The following is a 17573-nucleotide window of genomic DNA, read 5'->3' as shown; positions in this document are numbered from 1 at the left end:
TCCAGATTAAGTGACATTATTTATTCATTCGATTCTCTATCAAAGAATCTACCACACTTGGATCGGCAAGCGTAGAGGTGTCACCAAGGTTTTCGTACTCATTAGCGGCAATTTTACGCAGAATACGACGCATAATTTTACCGGAGCGGGTTTTTGGTAAGCCTGTAGTCCAGTGAATTAAGTCTGGAGTTGCAATTGGGCTAAGTTCAGAGCGAACCCAGTTACGAACTTCTTTAGTCAGCTCATCAGTAACTTCAACACCTTCAACCGGCGTGACATAAACGTAGATGCCCTGACCTTTTAAGTCGTGCGGATATCCGACAACAGCTGCTTCGGCTACCGCTTTATGCGAAACCAGAGCACTTTCAATTTCAGCGGTACCCAGGCGATGGCCGGAAACGTTCAGTACATCGTCCATACGACCGGTTATCCAGTAATAGCCATCGGCATCGCGGCGTGCGCCGTCGCCACTAAAGTACATACCTTTAAAGGTAGAGAAGTAGGTTTGCTCAAAGCGCTCATGGTCACCCCATAATGTGCGCATTTGACCCGGCCAGGAGTCTTTAATAACCAACCCGCCTTCGGCTTCACCTTCCTGAATGTTGCCTTCGCTATCAACCAGCGCGGGCTGAATACCGAAGAAAGGACGAGTTGCAGAACCCGGCTTCAAATCCGTGGCGCCCGGCAGCGGAGTAATCAAAATACCGCCGTTCTCGGTCTGCCACCAAGTATCCATAATTGGGCACTTACCGTTACCAATAGCGCGGTGATACCACTCCCAGGCTTCAGGGTTAATCGGCTCGCCCACGCTGCCCAAAATACGCAAGCTTTCGCGGGTTGAGGTTTTGGCCGCTTCGTCGCCTTTAGCCATTAACGCGCGAATAGCGGTTGGCGCCGTATAAAGAATATTCACTTTGTGTTTATCGACAATTTCGCCAATACGACCAACACCGGGATAAGTAGGCACACCTTCAAACATCAGGGTCGTTGCGCCGTTTGCTAATGGTCCGTAAACAATATAAGAATGGCCTGTAATCCAGCCAACGTCCGCTGCACACCAATAGACTTCGTCTTCATGATAATCAAAAACATACTCGTGGGTCATGGATGCGTACACCATATAACCACCGGTGGTGTGCACAACCCCTTTAGGTTTTCCGGTTGAACCCGAGGTATAAAGAATGAATAGCGGATCTTCGGCATTCATCACTTCTGCCTGACACTCGTCGCTGACGTTGCCAACCAGCTCGTGCCACCAAACATCACGACCCTCAGTCCAGTCAACATCACCCTCTGTTACACGGCACACAATGCTGTGCTCCAGCGTTGGACAAGCATCGTCAGCAATGGCTTTATCAACATTAGCTTTCAAACCAATGGTGCCGCCACCACGACGACCTTCATCAGCGGTAATAATGGCTTTTGCCTGACAGTCGTTAATACGGTCAGCAATGGCATTAGGTGAAAAGCCGCCAAAAATCACCGAATGAACCGCACCAATGCGCGCGCAAGCTAACATGGCGTATGCCGCTTCCGGTACCATGGGCATATAAATAGCCACTCGGTCACCTTTACTAATACCTAGTTTTTTCAGGCCATTAGCAAAACGGGATACCTCTTTATGTAGCTCGCGATAAGTGATGTGTTTGTCTACACTAGGGTCGTCGCCTTCCCAGATAATCGCGGTTTTATCTGCTTTATTCGCAAGATGGCGGTCGACACAGTTATAACAAGCGTTTAAAGTGCCGTCTTCGTACCACTTGACGCTGACTTTTCCTGATTCGAAACTGGTATTTTTTACTTTGTTATAAGGTGTGAACCAGGTAATACGCTTCCCGTGTTCACTCCAAAATCCTTCAGGATCGTCTATAGACTGTTGGTAAAGTTTTTTGTAACCGTCATTATCGATTTTGGCTTTAGCTTTGATATGTTCAGGAACTGAATACAGTTGCGACATTACCTCTTCCTCCTTATTCGCAAGATGGTATCTGTTGTACGTTTTAAAGGGCTTAAACACTATTAGACCATAGTCTAGATTGATAAAAATTGACCAGTTAACGAGAATTAACAGCGTTTATCTTTGGCATAACAATAAAATGCACGATCAAAACGAACACTTGGCTTACAGGGGAGAACACCATGGCTAAAGCAAGTATCGCAAAGAAATTCACCGTATCAGCAGCAAGCGCTGCCGTACTCGGTGTTATGAGCTTAGGAGCTCAGGCAAACGAAACTGACATCGATTTTGGTGGTTTTGTTAAACTGGACATGATGGTATCGGACTACACCGATGGTCAGGCACCTTCAAGCGGCAGTATCGCTCGGCAACAGTATATTCCAAGCCTCACCCCTGTGGGTGGTGAAGGCGACGACATGGTCACCGATTTTCACGCACGTCAGTCGCGTTTTTTCCTTACCACCGACACTGAGTTAGATAATGGTGAAACGCTGACCGGCCATATCGAAATGGATTTTATGTTGACCCCTGACGGTGACCAACGTATTTCAAACTCTTATAATCCGCGTCTACGTCACGCATTTTTAAAATATGGGAAATGGACTTTTGGTCAAACCTGGTCTAACTTTCAGGACCTAAACATTCTGGCTGAATCCGTCGACTTTATCGGCATCACCGATGGCATTATCTTCAACCGCCAGGCACAAATTCGTTACACCTCCGGTGGCTTTAGCGCCTCAATTGAAAACCCTGAAACAACCGTAACACCGGTTGGTGGCGGTCGTATTATTTCCAGTGACGGTTTTGCACCGGACGTAACCTTTAAATATACCGGTAAAACTGACAACTTAACCTGGCAGGCTTCCGCACTTTTACGCCAATTAACGTACGATGTCAGTCAAACTGGCGATGATGAAACCACCTTTGGTTACGGTGTCAGCTTTGGCGCTAAATACACCTTCGGCATGGATGATATCCGCGCATCAGTTACCACAGGTTCAGGTTTAGGTCGTTATTTAGGTCTAAACACCTGGAATGGTGCTTATATTGACAGCAATGGTGAGTTAGAAGCCATTGACTCAACCGGTGTATCCTTTGCTTATCGCCACTTCTGGTCAGAGAAACTACGTTCAAACGTGGTTTACTCGCGTGGCTGGGCAGATAACGATGAAGAGTTATTAGCATCTGTCAACCCAGCGACTTACACTGAATACACGCAACGTCTGGCATTTAACCTGATGTATTCACCAGCGTCTAACCTGACTTTTGGTGCTGAAATTTCACAAGCGAACCGTGAAACTGAAGCCAATGTCGACGGTGACTTAAACCGTTTACAGCTGATGGCTATGTATAAGTTTTAATCAATAAAATAAATACGGGCGCACAAAGAAATGTGTTTTACTTTGTGCGTCTGCTGTTTTCAACAAACTAGCAGTTCATAACCTAATTTCTGCATAACGTTGGCCTCGGACTCAAGTTGCATAGTAAGCACTGAATCCTCTTTAGCAGAGCCTTTCAGCTGCAGTTTCAACGCCCCGTCTTCAATAACAGCCTTATCCAATGAGCTCGAGTTTTGTCTGTCGCTATTTAAAATAACGCCCAGACGCATAATTATCAGCATTTTAATAAGCTGATTCTGACTAAACAGAATCAGATCCGGGAATTCAGCGGTTTGTATTTTTTTACGAAAGTATCGAACAATAGTAGATAAAAACCGTTGCTCTTCGGCATTAAACCCGGGCATATAAGCGTGAGCTAAAATATAGCCGGAGTGCTTTTGTACACCACTGGCACTAATGCTTAGTCCAACCTCGTGTAACTTAGCAGCACCTTCTAATAACACTTCCAAGTCTTGTCCGGTGAGTCCCCAGTTTTCAGCTACACCACCCCAAATCTTCTGCACCGTAGATAACACCCGTTGGGCTTGAGCCGAATCAACCGAATAGCGTTGCGCCAAACTGTTAATAGTGCGTTCCCGTACGTCCTGATGCAGCAAGACTTCGCCCGCCAGTTCATACAAAACACCTTCTCTTAGCGCCGAGTCGTGAGGAACCAGACGCTCAATTCCCAGCTCTTCGAAAATCCCCAATAGCACCGCAACACCACCGGCAATGGACTCCCTGCGCTCTGGCGAGACCCATTCTTTATTCAGTTTTTTTACTGACTCAGCAGTAATAAGGTCAGCCCGGCATCCCTGAAGCTGGGAATAGGTTATGCCCAAAGGTTGCTCGCCATCGCGCTTCACAATCCATTGATAAATAGCCTTGATGGTTCCCGACGTACCGAAAACGCTTTCTACCGGGTGCTCAGCCAAATAATTCGCTATGGGTTCAACATGCTGACGAGCGGATACAACCGCCTTATCAAAACGTTTAGAGGTAATTTTCCCTGATGAGAAAAACTCTTTCGAGAAAGCCAGGCTGCCAATACTTCGTGAACTTAAAAACTTCGGCTGGCGATTCATTCCAATAGCAAACTCAGTGCTGCCTCCGCCAATATCAATAACCAACTGAGAACCGGCAGATTCGGAACTGGTTTCTGCCACGCCCCGAAAAATTAACCGGGCTTCTTCCCGACCTGAAATCACTTCGATAGGAAAGGGTAATACTTTGGCCGCTTCTGCCAAAAAGCGCTTACGATTCTTAGCTTTTCGCAAGGTGTGTGTAGCCACAACTTTCACGGTATCGCGATGGAAACCTTCCAGCCGAACAGCGCATTGCCGGAGTGCTTCAACACCACGGTAAAGCGCAGCATCACTCAGGTGCCGGTTAGAGAGGCCTTCTCCCAGTTGTACGGGTTGCTTGAATTTGAAAATGGGCTGAAGCTGACCTTCCACTAAACGCGCAATAATTAAATGAAAGCTATTGGAGCCAATATCCAAAGCAGCAAACTGCTTCGGGTCATTATTAGAGGTCTTTTTGTTGGCTTTCATAATCTCTCTTACGTCGCTTAAGATATCGGTAAATAGCGACTTGTGAAGGCACCAGCGAGCGGCCTTTAGGAGGAGCTAGCCGATCCGGCTCAAAACAGTATTTGTTCTGTTGTTCCGCATCAATAAAGCGTGACTTGGCTTTATCCTGCCACTGCAAGTTCATAATTTTCAAAATATCAGTTTTCACCTCATCATCATAGATGGGTGCGGCAACTTCCACACGATGATCTAAGTTACGTGTCATTAAGTCGGCCGAAGCAATAAAGACTTCTTTCTTGCCGGCGTGCTCAAAAACGTACACCCGGGCATGCTCCAGATAGCGGTCAACAATACTACGAATTTCAATGTTCTCGCTGAGATTTTCAATTCCAGGGCGCAAAGAACACATGCCTCGCACTATTCCTCTAATTTTAACACCGGCACGCGACGCTCTATAAAGTTGCACAATCAGTCTTTCGTCTTCTAAGTTATTCACTTTAAAAAACAGTTCTGCGGGTTTACCGGCTTTGGCCTGATCTATCTCGAACTCGATAAGATCATTTATTCTTTGGCGCATATTTACCGGCGCCACCATTAAATGGCGGAACTTATGTGCCCGATAGGGTTGCTCAAGGTAGTGAAATACCGATTCAACATCGTTACAAATATCCGGCTGACAGGTAAATAAACTAAAATCGGTATAAATTTGTGCCGTTCCCTCGTGAAAGTTCCCGGTTCCAATGACCGCATAACGCCGGTCAAGGTTACCTTCATTGCGATGAATCAGCACCAGCTTTGAGTGCACTTTAAGCCCATGAATGCCAAAACTGACCCGGACACCTGAGTCGGTTAATTCCTTTGCCCATTCAATGTTGGCTTCTTCATCGAACCGAGCCTGAAGCTCAACCATAACGGTCACATGCTTACCGTTTTGCACAGCATCCATCAAGGAACGTATTACCCGTGAATTGGGCGCCACCCGATAAATACACATTGAGATTCGGGTCACTTTAGGGTCATAAGCAGCCTGCCGGACAAATTCCGTAAAATGCGAAAACCGATGGTACGGGTAATACAACGCTATATCGCTTTTCTGAATAGCATCAAACACATTATCAAAGTGTGAGAATTTTGGGTGAAACAACGCCGGCAGAACTTTGTGCGTCAGTGATTTTTTGCCTAAGTGAGGGAACTTAGCGAAATCCCGTGTGTTACGATAACGGCCACCGGCGACAAAGGAATCGAACTGAGTTAGCTGCAGCTTTTCACTCAAAAAAGAGAGCATTTCTTCCGGCATTGCACGGTCATAAACTAAACGCACAGGATCAGCCTTCACCCTTTGCTTTAAGCCTTCTTCCATACGTTCAAGCAAGCTTCGTTCAATATCATCTGAAGGACGATATTCCGCGTCCCGGGTGGTTTTAAATGAAAAAGCCCGCAGTTGTTTGAATGGAATAATTCCCTTAAACAGCACTTCTAAATTTAACTGCATAATGTCGTCTAAAAAGAGAAGCTTATGTTTCTTACTGTGCCCCTTAGCAGGCAACTTAATAAAGCGATCCATCTGATCAGAAGGCACTTCCAGCAGCGCATACTGTTTGTCATCAGAGTTTATAATTTCAACACAAAGGTAGGTTTCATCTTCACGGATAATATTAGAAAGGTTCCCTTTACCATTGACCCATATAGGCACAATAAAACGCTGTACTTTTTCTGTGAAAAAGCGCTTCAGCCTTTGCTTTTCTTCCTCGTTCAACTGGTCAATACTTAGTAGCGAGATACCATTTTTTCTTAAGGTTGCTAATACTTCTTCCAGTACTTCATCAAAGCGTTTTTGCAGCAACACAACCTTTTTTTGCAACTGTGCCATTAGCTGCTCATACTGTTCTCGCTCTTCTGTCGCCTGACTAAAGAAAATGCGACGCTTTACGTCAGCCACACGCACCTGAAAAAACTCATCCATATTGCTGGAAAAAATTCCGAGAAAGCGAATTCGTTCAATTGCCGGAACCGTGCTGTCAGCAGCTTCTTGCAGCACCCGTTCATTAAAGGAAAGCCAGCTTAGTTCTTTATTAAAAAATTTCATAGCGTAGACATGGCAACAGATACATCATGCGACTAGCCTAGCGTACTCGGGCTGTATTTTTATGACAGTAATATGACAGTCGCGTTATAAAACGCGACTGTCGGGGAAACTTACAAGAAGAGGTTATTTGACGAGTTTTATTAGCTGCTTGCCAATGTCCGTATTATCCATATAGCCGCCGAAGTTTTCGCTATAAGGGCCGACAGCAAAGACCGGAACATCAACACCGGTATGCCCGCTGGTTGTCCAGCCGGTACCGGTAATATCGCCAGTTATATAGACCAGTGCCTGATGTAAAGCGTCTTGTTGTTCTTCACCCTCTGCTTCAGCGGCAATAGCAAGCTCATCAAGATACTCCTGAGTCAGCTCAAAGTTAACTTTGTCAGCTACATACTCCGCCCAGCTCTCTGTATCCATGGCAAGCATCTCTTTACTCATGAAAGCAATTGAATTTTCAATCGCCATCACACGATCAGAATACCAGGCGTAGTCACCATCACGCCCTAGAGTCAGGCCACCAGTTGAATGATCAGCCGTCATAACAATCAAGGTATTGGGATTCTTCTCGCGGTACTCACTCACCACCTTCAATGCGCGATTTAGTCCATCCATTTCGTGGACGGCACAAGCGATGTCATTGGCATGACCACACCAGTCAATTTCGCTGCCTTCAATCATTAAAGCAAACGGCTGCTGCTTTTTATCCAATAAGCGCAAAGCGGTACGTGTCATATTGGCCAGCGCATCAACATCGCCGTCAATCGCGTGCGGCAAACCTTTTTCCGCAAAAAGTCCCATCACGGGCGTGGTGTCAACCGAGTTCAGCTTTTGCATATCGGTTACTACCTGCATGCCGTGCTCCGGCAAGACATCCAGCCAGTTTTTGTCGTCACGGTTAAAATAGCTTTGTCCGCCACCTAGCATCACATCAAAAGACGGCTGACCTTCAACCACCTGAGTCGCAATTTTGTCGGCTATTTGGTTATATTCGTAGCGCGACGGGTGATGGGTGAAAAACGATGCCGGCGTTGCATGGTTAACTTGTGAGGTGGATACCGAGCCGGTTGACCAGCTATTCTCACGAGCCAATTCCATAATGCTTTGCAGTGGGTATTTATCTGAATCGACCGCAATAGCCCCGTTGTAGCTTTTCACACCCGTGGCCAAAGCGGTTGCACCTGCGGCTGAGTCGGTAACCCAGGTATTATCATCCGGATAGGTGGTTGCGGCGCCTTTCAGCATGGCATCAAACTCAGTTTCAGCAATCGTTTTGCTGTCTAAATCAGACATGGCATAACGGTACGCGCTAATATATTCAAACCCCATACCATCACCAATAATATAAATAATATTGGGTTTCTGTTCTTCTGCCTGCACCATTGTAGATGCCAAAGCCAGCCCAATGCCGGCTACCAATGCTTTGAGTTTCATACCACCACTCCTTTGTGAATAACCTAACCAGTATACCAAAGCGCGAATGTCAGGAATATGACAATAGCCGCAGAATCATTGCCGTTTAGCGGTAATATTCCCGTCAGCCAGACGAACTTCTATTGATTCACCCACAGCCACTTGCTTCTCGCTACGAACCACATCGCCGTTTTCTGTACGGACAATAGCGTAGCCCCTTTCCAGAGTATTCAAAGGGCTGACAAGGTTCAGAGACTGCATCAACTGTTGCTGCTGAGTTCGCTTGTCTTTTAAAACTCGTTGCATAACCTGCGGCAATCGTTGCTGCTGCGTCTGAAGTTTTTGCTGCAAACGCTGTAACTCTTTTTGCGGATGCATAGCCTGCAGGCGGCCGTGTAAATAAGACACTTGCTGCTTTTGCCGCGCCAGGCGGTTCTGTAACGCCCGGTTAGCTCTGGCTTGCAGTTCATCGGCTAATTGCGACTGTTGTTGCAATTGTCGTTGCGGGTGCTGCTGTTGCAGCCGGGTTTGTAAAAATTGCCAACGCTGCTGTAAACGTTGCAACAATCTTTGCTGCGCCAGACCTAAGCGCTGTTGCAGCGCCTGCGCTTTTTGCCGTTGTTGTTGTTGATCTCTGGTAACTAACTCAGCGGCAGCTGAAGGTGTCGGAGCACGAACATCGGCAACAAAGTCGGCAATAGTGAAATCAATTTCATGTCCAACAGCGCTAATGGTTGGCATGGGCGCTGTTGCCAAAAGACGCGCAAAAGTCTCATCGTTGAAACACCACAAGTCTTCCAGAGAACCACCGCCACGGCTGACTAACAGTACATCCACTTCATTACGCTCAAATGCCGTTTTTAGCATAGCCTGCAACTGCGGAACGGCTGCCTCTCCCTGTACCGCGCTCGGGTAAATAACCACTTCGACGCCGGGGTCCCGGCGTTTCATCACCGCCAGTATGTCTTTTATCGCAGCACCGGTGGGTGAGGTCAGCACGCCGACTTTGCGAATATGCTCGGGTAGTAAGCGCTTACGTTCCGCCGCAAATAACCCTTCAGCGGACAGTTTCTCTTTTAGTTGCTCATAACGCTGCTGTAAAAGCCCCTGACCGGCGTCTTCAACCTGCTCAATAATCAGTTGGTAGTCGCCCCGCGGTTCGTAAACCGTGACTTTTGCGCGTACCAGTACCTGCATACCATTTTGCGGCCGAACCTTTGCACGCTGATTCGCATTGCGGAACATAGCGCAGCGAACCTGAGCCCGCTCGTCTTTTAAAGTGAAATACCAGTGTCCTGAACCCGGCGCGGCAAAATTTGAGATTTCTCCAACCAGGCTTATTTGACCAAAGCCTTGCTCTAACAGTTGTCGAATCTCAGTATTTAACTGGCTGACCGAATACACCATGGGCATCACTCTTATTTCGAAATGAAAGATAAATCATACCATATTCCGCTCGCACTCAAATACGCCTGTCCAATTTGGACGTCTAAATGTCTTGACGTCCTGATATCTATTTATTACAGTCAAAACCTCACTCAGAATATTGAGGTTAACTATGGTTCAGCCAGTTGCCCGCAGTTTTTACGCAGACACTCCTTTCGCGCGTCTTAAAGGTTATCGCTATGGCGATCCTGATAAACCGGTCGTTGTTGTTCAAGGCGGGATCAGTGCCAGTGGCCAAATCTGGAAAGCTGATGAAAGTGGTTGGTGGCAGTCGCTGCATCCGCTCTTTTCAGAGCTGACTGATGTGCAAGTCATCAGCTTCGATTACCCCGGCGGCATAGGAGGATCAGAGTGTCCGTCGGTGCCTTTAACGGTGCAGCAACACAGTGAAGCCATACGACACGCACTTAAACAGGAAACCGACAACTTACAGGCATGGATCGGGGGGTCTTTCGGTGGCGTTCTAGGACTTCAGTATGCCGCTGACCACCCAACTGAGTTGCCACGTTTAAGTGCTATTGGCGCCGCTCATAAGCCGTCAGTACATTCAGCGTTACTGCGCTACTTTCAGCAAGCGCTCATTCAACGATGCGATGATAAACAGTCAGGCATTATTCTGGCGCGGGCGCTGGCCATGCTGAGTTATCGCACCGCGGAAGAATTCGAACAACGTTTTAATCATGCGGACGATGCCTTTGAATACTTACTGTATCAGGGCGAAAAACTGTTAAAGCAAAACGGCAACGGCTGCCGCAGCTTATTCACGCACCTTACGCCAATACTCAATGATTACAGTATTGATCCAACCCGCGTGCAGGCAAAAGTGCAGCTAGTCGACTTTAACAACGACGCTATTGCCCCGCCCAGCCTGGTGAATGAACTGGAAAGCTTACTTCCCAACCCATTTGGCCGGGTCACTATTGAAACGCCGTTCGGCCACGACGGGTTTATCAAGAATGTTGAACAGTACCAATCGGCTTTAACGCATTTTTTAACTGAATCTGAACTGGAGTCCGTATGAAAGACGAAACATTGGCCATCCACCACGGCTATGAAACTGACCCAACGACTAAGTCAGTAGCTACTCCCATTTACCAAACCGTTTCCTACGAGTTTGATAACGCACAGCATGGCGCTGACCTGTTTGACCTGGCAGTTGAAGGGAATATTTATACCCGCATTATGAACCCGACCAACGATGTTCTGGAAAAACGTGTCGCAGAACTTGAACATGGTGTCGCCGCACTTGCCGTAGCCTCTGGCATGGCAGCCATTGAGTACGCATTAATTACGCTTGCCCGTCAGGGCGATAACATAGTGACGACACCACAACTCTACGGCGGAACCTACACACTATTCCAGCATATGTTGCCTTCATTTGGCATTGAAGTCCGTTTTGCCGAATCGGATAAAGCAGAAGACATAGGCAAACTTATAGACGATAAAACTAAGGCAGTATTCTGCGAGAGTATTGGCAACCCGGCGGGAAACATCGCCGATTTAGAAGGCTATGCTGAGGTCGCCCACCAGCATGGCGTTCCACTGGTCGTGGACAACACGGTTGCTACACCGATACTTTGCAAACCCATTGATTTTGGCGCTGACATTGTGGTGCATTCACTGACCAAATATATTGGGGGTCATGGCAATTCAGTTGGCGGCTTAATAGTCGATGGCGGACGGTTTGACTGGGTTAAGCAAAAACAACGCTTTCCTCAGTTTAGCTCACCGGAGCCAGCTTATCACGGCGTAGTCTATACCGACGCTTTTGGTCCGGCGGCTTTCATAGCCCGCGTTCGTACTGTCGCTTTGCGTAATACCGGTGCTTGCTTGTCACCCTTTAACGCCTTCCTGTTACTGCAGGGTTTGGAGACTTTACCTTTGCGTATTGAGCGCCACTGCGAAAACGCGCTGAAAGTGGCTGAATACTTACAGTCGCACCCAAGCGTAGACTGGGTAAACTTTGCAGCGCTGCCAGAGCACACTAACTACGAGCGAGCGAAAAAGTATATTAAAAATGGGGTTCCTGCGTCGCTGTTAACTTTTGGCGTTAAAGGCGGCTACGATGCTGGCGTTGAGTTTTACGATAAGCTGAAACTGTTTAAACGCCTGGTCAACATTGGTGACGCAAAGTCACTGGCCTGCCACCCGGCCTCCACAACTCACCGGCAGTTGTCTGCTGGCGAACAGGCCGCGGTTGGCGTAAAACCAGAAGCTATTCGTTTATGTGTTGGCATTGAAAATGCGGAAGATATTATTGCCGATATCTCTCAGGCACTCGCTTGAGCACCCACAAAAAAGGCCACTGTTGAAGTGGCCTTTTGTCAGAACAACAATACGTTAGTCGTCTTTTTTCAGGTGAACGTCCATTTGGGGAAAGGGAATACCAATGCCCTCCTCATCCAGACGGTCTTTAATTCGCTCTAGTAAATCCCAGCGGGTCGGCCAGTAGTCCTCATTTTTCGTCCACGGGCGAACATTAAAGTCGACCGACGAATCGCCAAGGTTGGTCACCGTAACAACAGGTTCAGGATCTTTTAATACCCGCTCATCGCTGGTAATCACATCCATCAGTGCTTTCTTCGTCTGCTGTAGATTCGCACTGTAACTTACACCAATAACCAGGTCGATACGGCGCAATTCTTCTCGGTTATAGTTAACAATAGGGCCACCGATAATTTCAGAGTTAGGCACAAAAACCACCTTACGGTCAGGGGTTTTCATAATGGTCTGAAAGATATTAATTTGCTCAACGGTTCCTGAAACACCACCAGCATCAACATATTCACCCGCACGAATTGGACGGAACATAATAAGCAGAACGCCCGATGCGATATTAGACAGGGAGCCCTGCAACGCCAGACCAATTGCCAGACCTGCGGCACCTAGTATGGCAATGAAGGAAGTAGTTTCAACGCCCACATGCGACAGTGCCATCATGATAGCGGCAATGAATATCACCGTTTTTAAAATTGCACCGACAAAGCTGATAACAGCACCGTCGACCTGACGCTTTTTCATGCCTTTGGTCATCACACCTGTCACGGTGTTAGCAACAATCTTACCGACGACAAGTATCGCAATAGCGATGACAAATTTAATCGAGAAACCGATCAGCATGTCCTGATTATCGTTAATCCACTGGACGATGTTATCCATACAAATTCCTTATTTCACGAAGACTTTAATTAATGACTTATTATTACAGTAATCATAAACGTTTTTGCCCGCAAGTGGGATCACAAGCGAAATGAGTAACGTCCGTGCGAATCTGGTGTTCCCATGTACTCCATCATTTTAGCCAGCCCTTCCGGGGTTTCCAAATTCGGCTTAACCGTCCCTTCAGCACTGAAACTCTGGCTATTAATGCTGCCTTTAAAATCTAACCCCAGACTGTTGTTGCCATTCATGGCTAAGCCCACCGAGTTATTCTCGTTACAGCTAAGTTGTACCGGGAAGTCTCCCAACGACTGCCATTGATTATTCACCAACACCCGAATTTGCTCGCCTTGTGCCTTACCTTTTAACTCGTCACACCAACGTACCGGACCGGGCGCAGTAACGACAAAGCTGTCTAAGGACAAACGCCAGTTCCCTCCGGTTTTTAAAGGCAAGCGGGTATTTGCCAACTGCAGCAGAGCATTAACATCGCCACTGGCCGTTATATCTTTGGCCCCGACCTTGGTGGACCCCGCCAGCAGACGTCCATTCAGCGCAAACGGATTGTTCTTTGCCGGCAAATTGACATCCATCACCAGTTCACCCAGAAATACCGACGACACCTGCCAATTCCAGCTAAGGTTAGTCAGTACGATATCGTCAACTGCAACCTGCCCGGCAACACCATTCCACAAACTCCCGCTGACCTGAGAGAGCCTGATGTTATCCGGCAAAGGAAACCAGTAGATGACCCTTGCCGGTAACATCACCAACATGGCAACCAGATACACGACCACTAACCAGGGTATCCAGCGTTTTAAGTTCATGAAGCCTCACTTACTAATAGTTTACGTAAACGCACCTGTCCGGGCGTATTTAATTTCGCAATATCAACAGCTTTTAGTGATAACCCCTGGCGTTGCTCCAGTTCGGCTAAAAAGCTTAATAAATCAGAAAAAGCCACCTCATCAACACTTAACAGATACTCCTGCCCCTGAGGCTGCAAACGCGCGATTTGAATATCCTGCGCAGCTGCAGCACGGTTGATACGTTGACTGACAGAGCCTGATGCACTTTGTTGTTCAGAGCTGCTCTCTTCCAGTTTTTTATAGCGCGCTATTGCCTGCTGAACCCATTGGTATTGCTGCTGTTGAGCTGCAAGCTGACGCTCTGCATTGGCTACTGCCTGAGAGCTGGGCTGCCAAATGACAAAGTACAGAAAAGCAATAAACAGTACTCCTGCCAAAACAGCTAACAAGCTCTGCTCGCGCTGGTTAAACTGTTGCCAGCGTTGCTTGCCTAAGTCCAGATAAGGCGTTAAATGACCTGTAATTCTGTTCATGACTGCGCCCCCTGAGCATCGAGTTGCACGGTTAGAGACCCCGAAACTTGTTCACCACGGTTACTCATTGAGCCCGCTTCAACAGTTAACCCTTCGGCTTTCGCCGCCTGTTGAAAAGCCTCAAATTGAGAAAAGCTGCTGGCGGTTGCCTGTAAGCGCAACTCATTGTTCTGAAAACGAAGTAACTCAAGCTGCAGCTCAGGCTGCGACTTAAACGCAGGCGCCAGTTGCTGCAAAACCGCAAGCACCGAAGCTTCATCCGCACTACCCAGTCCAAGGCTTTCCAGTTGCCGTTGCAACTGTACTTTTAAATTCACAATACGAGTCTGGCCTGGAAAGGCGTCACGATAAAGTTGCTCAGCCTGCGCTTTTAAGGCGTCCCGCTGAGACTCCAGTTGCCAATAGCGTACGCCGTTTAACAACACGGCCAAAACAAAGAGTACACTTGCGGCAGTAGCCAGCCCCTTCCAGGGTAAATCAACTGAACGTTTTGCCCGTTGTGAGCGATAAGTTCCCTGCCTTAAGTTAATACAGTTCCCTGTCGCGATACTTTGCACGGCAATAGTAAAAGGCACCTCAATATCAGCAGGCGTTAAAGGCGCTGGCGATTGTGGCCAGTTGAGCGCGCCATAGTGAATAATTTCCGTTGGATTGTTCTGTTCAGCAGCAAAAGCTGGTGCTAACTGAGCAAACTGCTCTTTTTCTATGGTAAAGCCCTGCCACTCACCAGTTCTGACAATAACACTGTCGGCAAGCTCTATGGCCTGCCAGGTATCGTTCTGATGCGGCAACAAGAAGCAGTCGGGTACCCAGAAAGCCGAATCAATGCCGGCTTCGGATAACACCCGCAACCAATAATTCATTCGTTCTTTAGCAACTACAGCAACTGGCAGCTCTGTGCCTTTGACATCCGGCCAGGCAAAATGCAGCTGCTCAATATCACTTGCCAGCTCTTCTTCCAGAGCATAAGGAATAATGCGCTGCAGATGCCTTTTTGTGCCTGCGGGCAAAGTCACTCTTGTCATCGAAACATCTTGCCCGGGCAAGGCCACAATGACTTCGCAACGGTTGGCTTTATCTTTTAACTGAACAAGCTCTGCTACCGAACTCAGCTCTCCACTGGCTATTAATTCTTGCTGTCCTTTATGCCAGACCAACCAGGGTATGGGTTCTTCGGTACCATAAGCCGGTAACCGCAGAATCAGTGTTTCATGCATAAACTAATCTCCCATCGCCCGGTACAGGGTTTGTACTCGACCTTCGTTTAAATGTAATACCGAGCGCGCTCTCATTTCTACCTCGCCCCACTGAATCATTGCAACCAGCTGAAAATACTCACTACTCACGGTCAGTTCCGGCAACTCACCTTCTAATTCCGACCTCACTCCCGAAAGCTCAGCCAACTCAGCGAGTTCCTCATCGGATTCGTAGCCTTGTGGTGGTCGGTTATTCAAAAACGCCATAGCGTCAGCAAGTGCTAACTTACCTTCGGTAACCCCGGTTAAAACCGCAGCCTGATCCTGTTCCAGAGTATTAATATTAATTTTTAAGTCTGTCTCATTGGGAATAACGCAAGCAACAGAGTTTAAAGAATTGACAATTTTAGCGCTGTATCCACGCACCATTCTTAGTTCACTCATCTCAAGTAGTTGACTGTTTGCGGCCAAATAAGGCTTAGGTAGACTCTCGTAATCAGGGTCTTCGGCACCGTTACTGCCCGACAACTGACTGTCTTCATCCAGCCAGTCTACCAGACTGTCGGTTAAAATTTCGGCCTGATAGTTATCAATTTCCAGTGCTTCCAGCAGCGCTTTGTATTGTCGTTTGCGCTTTTCCAGAGTTCCGGGATCTTCTGCATCGGTAACCAGGCTATTAAGGTTAAAGCAACTGTATAAATCCCTGACTTTCGCGGCAATCTGCCCGCCTTCTACCGGAAAAGGTCCGCTGCGCTGAGCCCAGTTTTGCTCTTTGTGCGCAACTCCATCGTTCTCTTCCAGCTCAGTTTGCAGCACTTCTTTTAGAACATCCTCTGCGCTTAACCACATCCAGTAGCTTTGTTCAGCTTGCTGCAAGTTGCCCATACGGGTTATTTGCAACTGCAGTTTGCCGCCTAAATTCACTGCAATAACCGACACAATAGCAATAACCAGCAAGACGGTTATCAGTGCCGCTCCGGCTTGTGATGACTTACGCGGGTTAATTGGCACGTTGCAGCCCTCCGCTATTAGTTTCCACTTGCTGTCCTACTGCGGCTATCAAAAACACGCGTCTGATGGTGCCAAAGTTTTTGCTACGAATGGTCACTTCAACGGCTTGAGGCAAATCACCTGCGCTTTCCCAGTTGTCGCTCCAGCCTTGTTCTAGTCCCTGATTCGCGTTACTCACGCCATCACTGCGGTAAAACCGAAAAGACAGTTCTTCAACGCCTTCTAATAAGGTCTGAACGGATGGCTCTGAGGAGCGATCGTTAACGAAAGTCTCGGTTACTCGCTGTAAATTCCCATCCCATAAACGGTAAACTACCGGCTGCAATTCGCTACGGGGCATCATATTACCGGGGTTATCAAAACCACTTCTGACAAAGGCCAGCACACCGCCGTCAGAATCGAAGTAACTCGGATCATTACTCAGGTATTGATGGGTAACCTCGACACCCGATGGTCGCGTTGGTTTAGCGACCATTTGCCGAATATCCTGCTGTATCAGCAACTGGCTAAACTGCAAACGTTCCAGTTGTTCGCGCTGTTTTTGAGATTGCTCTTCGGTATTGACCATTTGGTTCAGAACCTGAAAGCTGGCAATACCGATAATGGCAAATATCACCATGGTCACCAGCACTTCTACTAAGGTAAAACCCTTGTTTGCGGAGTTAACGACCATTGCTCGTTCCTCCCGCTGAATCCGGTTTACGCACATAGCGGGTTAGCCGAAAGTGCTCACGACCGTCCTCGTTTTTCATCACTTTCACCGTCACTGCAACAACATTCGGCGTGACGGTTTCAGTCACTTGTTGCTGCCAGTACCAGGTAACATCGGCCTGTTCCTGCTGGCCGCTCCGTTTATCTTCAAGTGGCCACTTTTGTTCAAGCGACAATTCTGCGAGGCGGTTAGAAGCTACGTACTGAGCAAAGGTTTTATCCTGTAAAGCACTTAACCCGGTTAGATGCCCACTAGCGGCCTGTAGTGCAGCAAGTGCCGCCAGACTGAACACCGACAAGGCAACCATCACTTCAATTAAGGTAAAGCCACGCACCCACCGCAT

At 47.7% G+C, this 17573-nt stretch carries 15 protein-coding genes; 3 read left to right on the top strand and 12 right to left on the bottom strand.

All coding sequences use genetic code 11. From position 1 onward, the window contains the following. Window positions 1-16: 16 nt before the first annotated feature. A complete protein-coding gene (acs, locus tag DEU30_RS10780) occupies window positions 17-1957 on the bottom strand; it encodes an acetate--CoA ligase (protein WP_114982190.1) in 1941 nt (646 codons plus the stop codon). Between the two features lie 182 nt (window positions 1958-2139). On the opposite strand from acs, the gene DEU30_RS10775 reads away from it, so the two are divergent. Next, the gene (locus tag DEU30_RS10775; protein WP_011235236.1) at window positions 2140-3318 is read left to right on the top strand and encodes a DcaP family trimeric outer membrane transporter; all 1179 of its coding nucleotides are present in this window, start codon (window positions 2140-2142) and stop codon (window positions 3316-3318) included. 59 nt (window positions 3319-3377) lie between these two features. Here DEU30_RS10775 and DEU30_RS10770 read toward each other — a convergent pair whose 3' ends face one another. From DEU30_RS10770 to xseA, 4 genes are all read right to left on the bottom strand, one after another. Further along, complete coding sequence (locus tag DEU30_RS10770) at window positions 3378-4889, bottom strand: exopolyphosphatase (RefSeq protein ID WP_114982191.1); 1512 nt, start codon at window positions 4887-4889, stop codon at window positions 3378-3380. Continuing rightward, window positions 4864-6954 carry a polyphosphate kinase 1 gene (gene ppk1 / locus DEU30_RS10765; RefSeq protein ID WP_114982192.1) on the bottom strand — a complete coding sequence of 697 codons (2091 nt, stop codon included), beginning with the start codon at window positions 6952-6954 and terminating at the stop codon, window positions 4864-4866. The genes DEU30_RS10770 and ppk1 overlap by 26 nt, the downstream gene beginning before the upstream one ends. A 123-nt stretch (window positions 6955-7077) precedes the next feature. After that, window positions 7078-8385 (bottom strand): alkaline phosphatase, encoded by a 1308-nt coding sequence (locus tag DEU30_RS10760; RefSeq protein WP_114982193.1) that lies wholly within the window; start codon window positions 8383-8385, stop codon window positions 7078-7080. 75 nt (window positions 8386-8460) lie between these two features. After that, window positions 8461-9771 (bottom strand): exodeoxyribonuclease VII large subunit, encoded by a 1311-nt coding sequence (gene xseA, locus DEU30_RS10755; RefSeq protein ID WP_114982194.1) that lies wholly within the window; start codon window positions 9769-9771, stop codon window positions 8461-8463. Between the two features lie 151 nt (window positions 9772-9922). Here xseA and DEU30_RS10750 point away from each other — a divergent pair, with 151 nt between their 5' ends. Beyond that, window positions 9923-10831 carry an alpha/beta fold hydrolase gene (locus tag DEU30_RS10750; RefSeq protein WP_114982195.1) on the top strand — a complete coding sequence of 303 codons (909 nt, stop codon included), beginning with the start codon at window positions 9923-9925 and terminating at the stop codon, window positions 10829-10831. Next, window positions 10828-12096: an O-acetylhomoserine aminocarboxypropyltransferase/cysteine synthase gene (locus tag DEU30_RS10745; RefSeq protein WP_114982196.1), complete on the top strand. Its 1269-nt coding sequence runs from the start codon at window positions 10828-10830 to the stop codon at window positions 12094-12096. The genes DEU30_RS10750 and DEU30_RS10745 overlap by 4 nt, the downstream gene beginning before the upstream one ends. Window positions 12097-12150: 54 nt before the next feature. On the opposite strand, the gene DEU30_RS10740 is transcribed toward DEU30_RS10745, so the two are convergent. From DEU30_RS10740 to gspI, 7 genes are all read right to left on the bottom strand, one after another. Then, window positions 12151-12969, bottom strand: a complete 819-nt coding sequence (locus DEU30_RS10740; RefSeq protein WP_114982197.1) for a mechanosensitive ion channel domain-containing protein — start codon at window positions 12967-12969, stop codon at window positions 12151-12153. A gap of 80 nt (window positions 12970-13049) precedes the next feature. Beyond that, on the bottom strand, window positions 13050-13796 hold the full coding sequence (locus tag DEU30_RS10735; RefSeq protein WP_114982198.1) for a type II secretion system protein N: 747 nt from the start codon (window positions 13794-13796) through the stop codon (window positions 13050-13052). Then, a complete protein-coding gene (locus DEU30_RS10730; protein ID WP_110013935.1) occupies window positions 13793-14311 on the bottom strand; it encodes a type II secretion system protein M in 519 nt (172 codons plus the stop codon). Before DEU30_RS10730 ends, DEU30_RS10735 begins: the two co-directional genes overlap by 4 nt. Beyond that, window positions 14308-15528, bottom strand: coding sequence for a type II secretion system protein GspL (gene gspL / locus DEU30_RS10725; RefSeq protein ID WP_114982199.1), 1221 nt, complete (start codon window positions 15526-15528; stop codon window positions 14308-14310). Before gspL ends, DEU30_RS10730 begins: the two co-directional genes overlap by 4 nt. A 3-nt stretch (window positions 15529-15531) precedes the next feature. After that, on the bottom strand, window positions 15532-16518 hold the full coding sequence (gene gspK / locus DEU30_RS10720) for a type II secretion system minor pseudopilin GspK (RefSeq protein WP_114982200.1): 987 nt from the start codon (window positions 16516-16518) through the stop codon (window positions 15532-15534). Continuing rightward, window positions 16508-17191 carry a type II secretion system minor pseudopilin GspJ gene (gspJ, locus tag DEU30_RS10715; protein ID WP_114982201.1) on the bottom strand — a complete coding sequence of 228 codons (684 nt, stop codon included), beginning with the start codon at window positions 17189-17191 and terminating at the stop codon, window positions 16508-16510. The genes gspK and gspJ overlap by 11 nt, the downstream gene beginning before the upstream one ends. Further along, window positions 17181-17573, bottom strand: coding sequence for a type II secretion system minor pseudopilin GspI (gene gspI, locus DEU30_RS10710; protein WP_011235249.1), 393 nt, complete (start codon window positions 17571-17573; stop codon window positions 17181-17183). The genes gspJ and gspI overlap by 11 nt, the downstream gene beginning before the upstream one ends.

Origin of the sequence: Idiomarina sp. 017G, from assembly GCF_004362265.1 — a bacterium.
Classification (GTDB): Bacteria; Pseudomonadota; Gammaproteobacteria; order Enterobacterales; family Alteromonadaceae; genus Idiomarina; species Idiomarina loihiensis.
Note: the sequence above shows the minus strand (reverse complement) of the source record. Positions and strands in the feature narration are given on the sequence as shown.

Bases quoted from the DNA above. Each gene is read 5' to 3' on its own strand.
- acs (WP_114982190.1), bottom strand. From the start codon at position 1,957: ATGTCGCAACTGTATTCAGTTCCTGAACATATCAAAGCTAAAGCCAAA.
- DEU30_RS10775 (WP_011235236.1), top strand. From the start codon at position 2,140: ATGGCTAAAGCAAGTATCGCAAAGAAATTCACCGTATCAGCAGCAAGC.
- DEU30_RS10770 (WP_114982191.1), bottom strand. From the start codon at position 4,889: ATGAAAGCCAACAAAAAGACCTCTAATAATGACCCGAAGCAGTTTGCT.
- ppk1 (WP_114982192.1), bottom strand. From the start codon at position 6,954: ATGAAATTTTTTAATAAAGAACTAAGCTGGCTTTCCTTTAATGAACGG.
- DEU30_RS10760 (WP_114982193.1), bottom strand. From the start codon at position 8,385: ATGAAACTCAAAGCATTGGTAGCCGGCATTGGGCTGGCTTTGGCATCT.
- xseA (WP_114982194.1), bottom strand. From the start codon at position 9,771: ATGGTGTATTCGGTCAGCCAGTTAAATACTGAGATTCGACAACTGTTA.
- DEU30_RS10750 (WP_114982195.1), top strand. From the start codon at position 9,923: ATGGTTCAGCCAGTTGCCCGCAGTTTTTACGCAGACACTCCTTTCGCG.
- DEU30_RS10745 (WP_114982196.1), top strand. From the start codon at position 10,828: ATGAAAGACGAAACATTGGCCATCCACCACGGCTATGAAACTGACCCA.
- DEU30_RS10740 (WP_114982197.1), bottom strand. From the start codon at position 12,969: ATGGATAACATCGTCCAGTGGATTAACGATAATCAGGACATGCTGATC.
- DEU30_RS10735 (WP_114982198.1), bottom strand. From the start codon at position 13,796: ATGAACTTAAAACGCTGGATACCCTGGTTAGTGGTCGTGTATCTGGTT.
- DEU30_RS10730 (WP_110013935.1), bottom strand. From the start codon at position 14,311: ATGAACAGAATTACAGGTCATTTAACGCCTTATCTGGACTTAGGCAAG.
- gspL (WP_114982199.1), bottom strand. From the start codon at position 15,528: ATGCATGAAACACTGATTCTGCGGTTACCGGCTTATGGTACCGAAGAA.
- gspJ (WP_114982201.1), bottom strand. From the start codon at position 17,191: ATGGTCGTTAACTCCGCAAACAAGGGTTTTACCTTAGTAGAAGTGCTG.
- gspI (WP_011235249.1), bottom strand. From the start codon at position 17,573: ATGCGGTGGGTGCGTGGCTTTACCTTAATTGAAGTGATGGTTGCCTTG.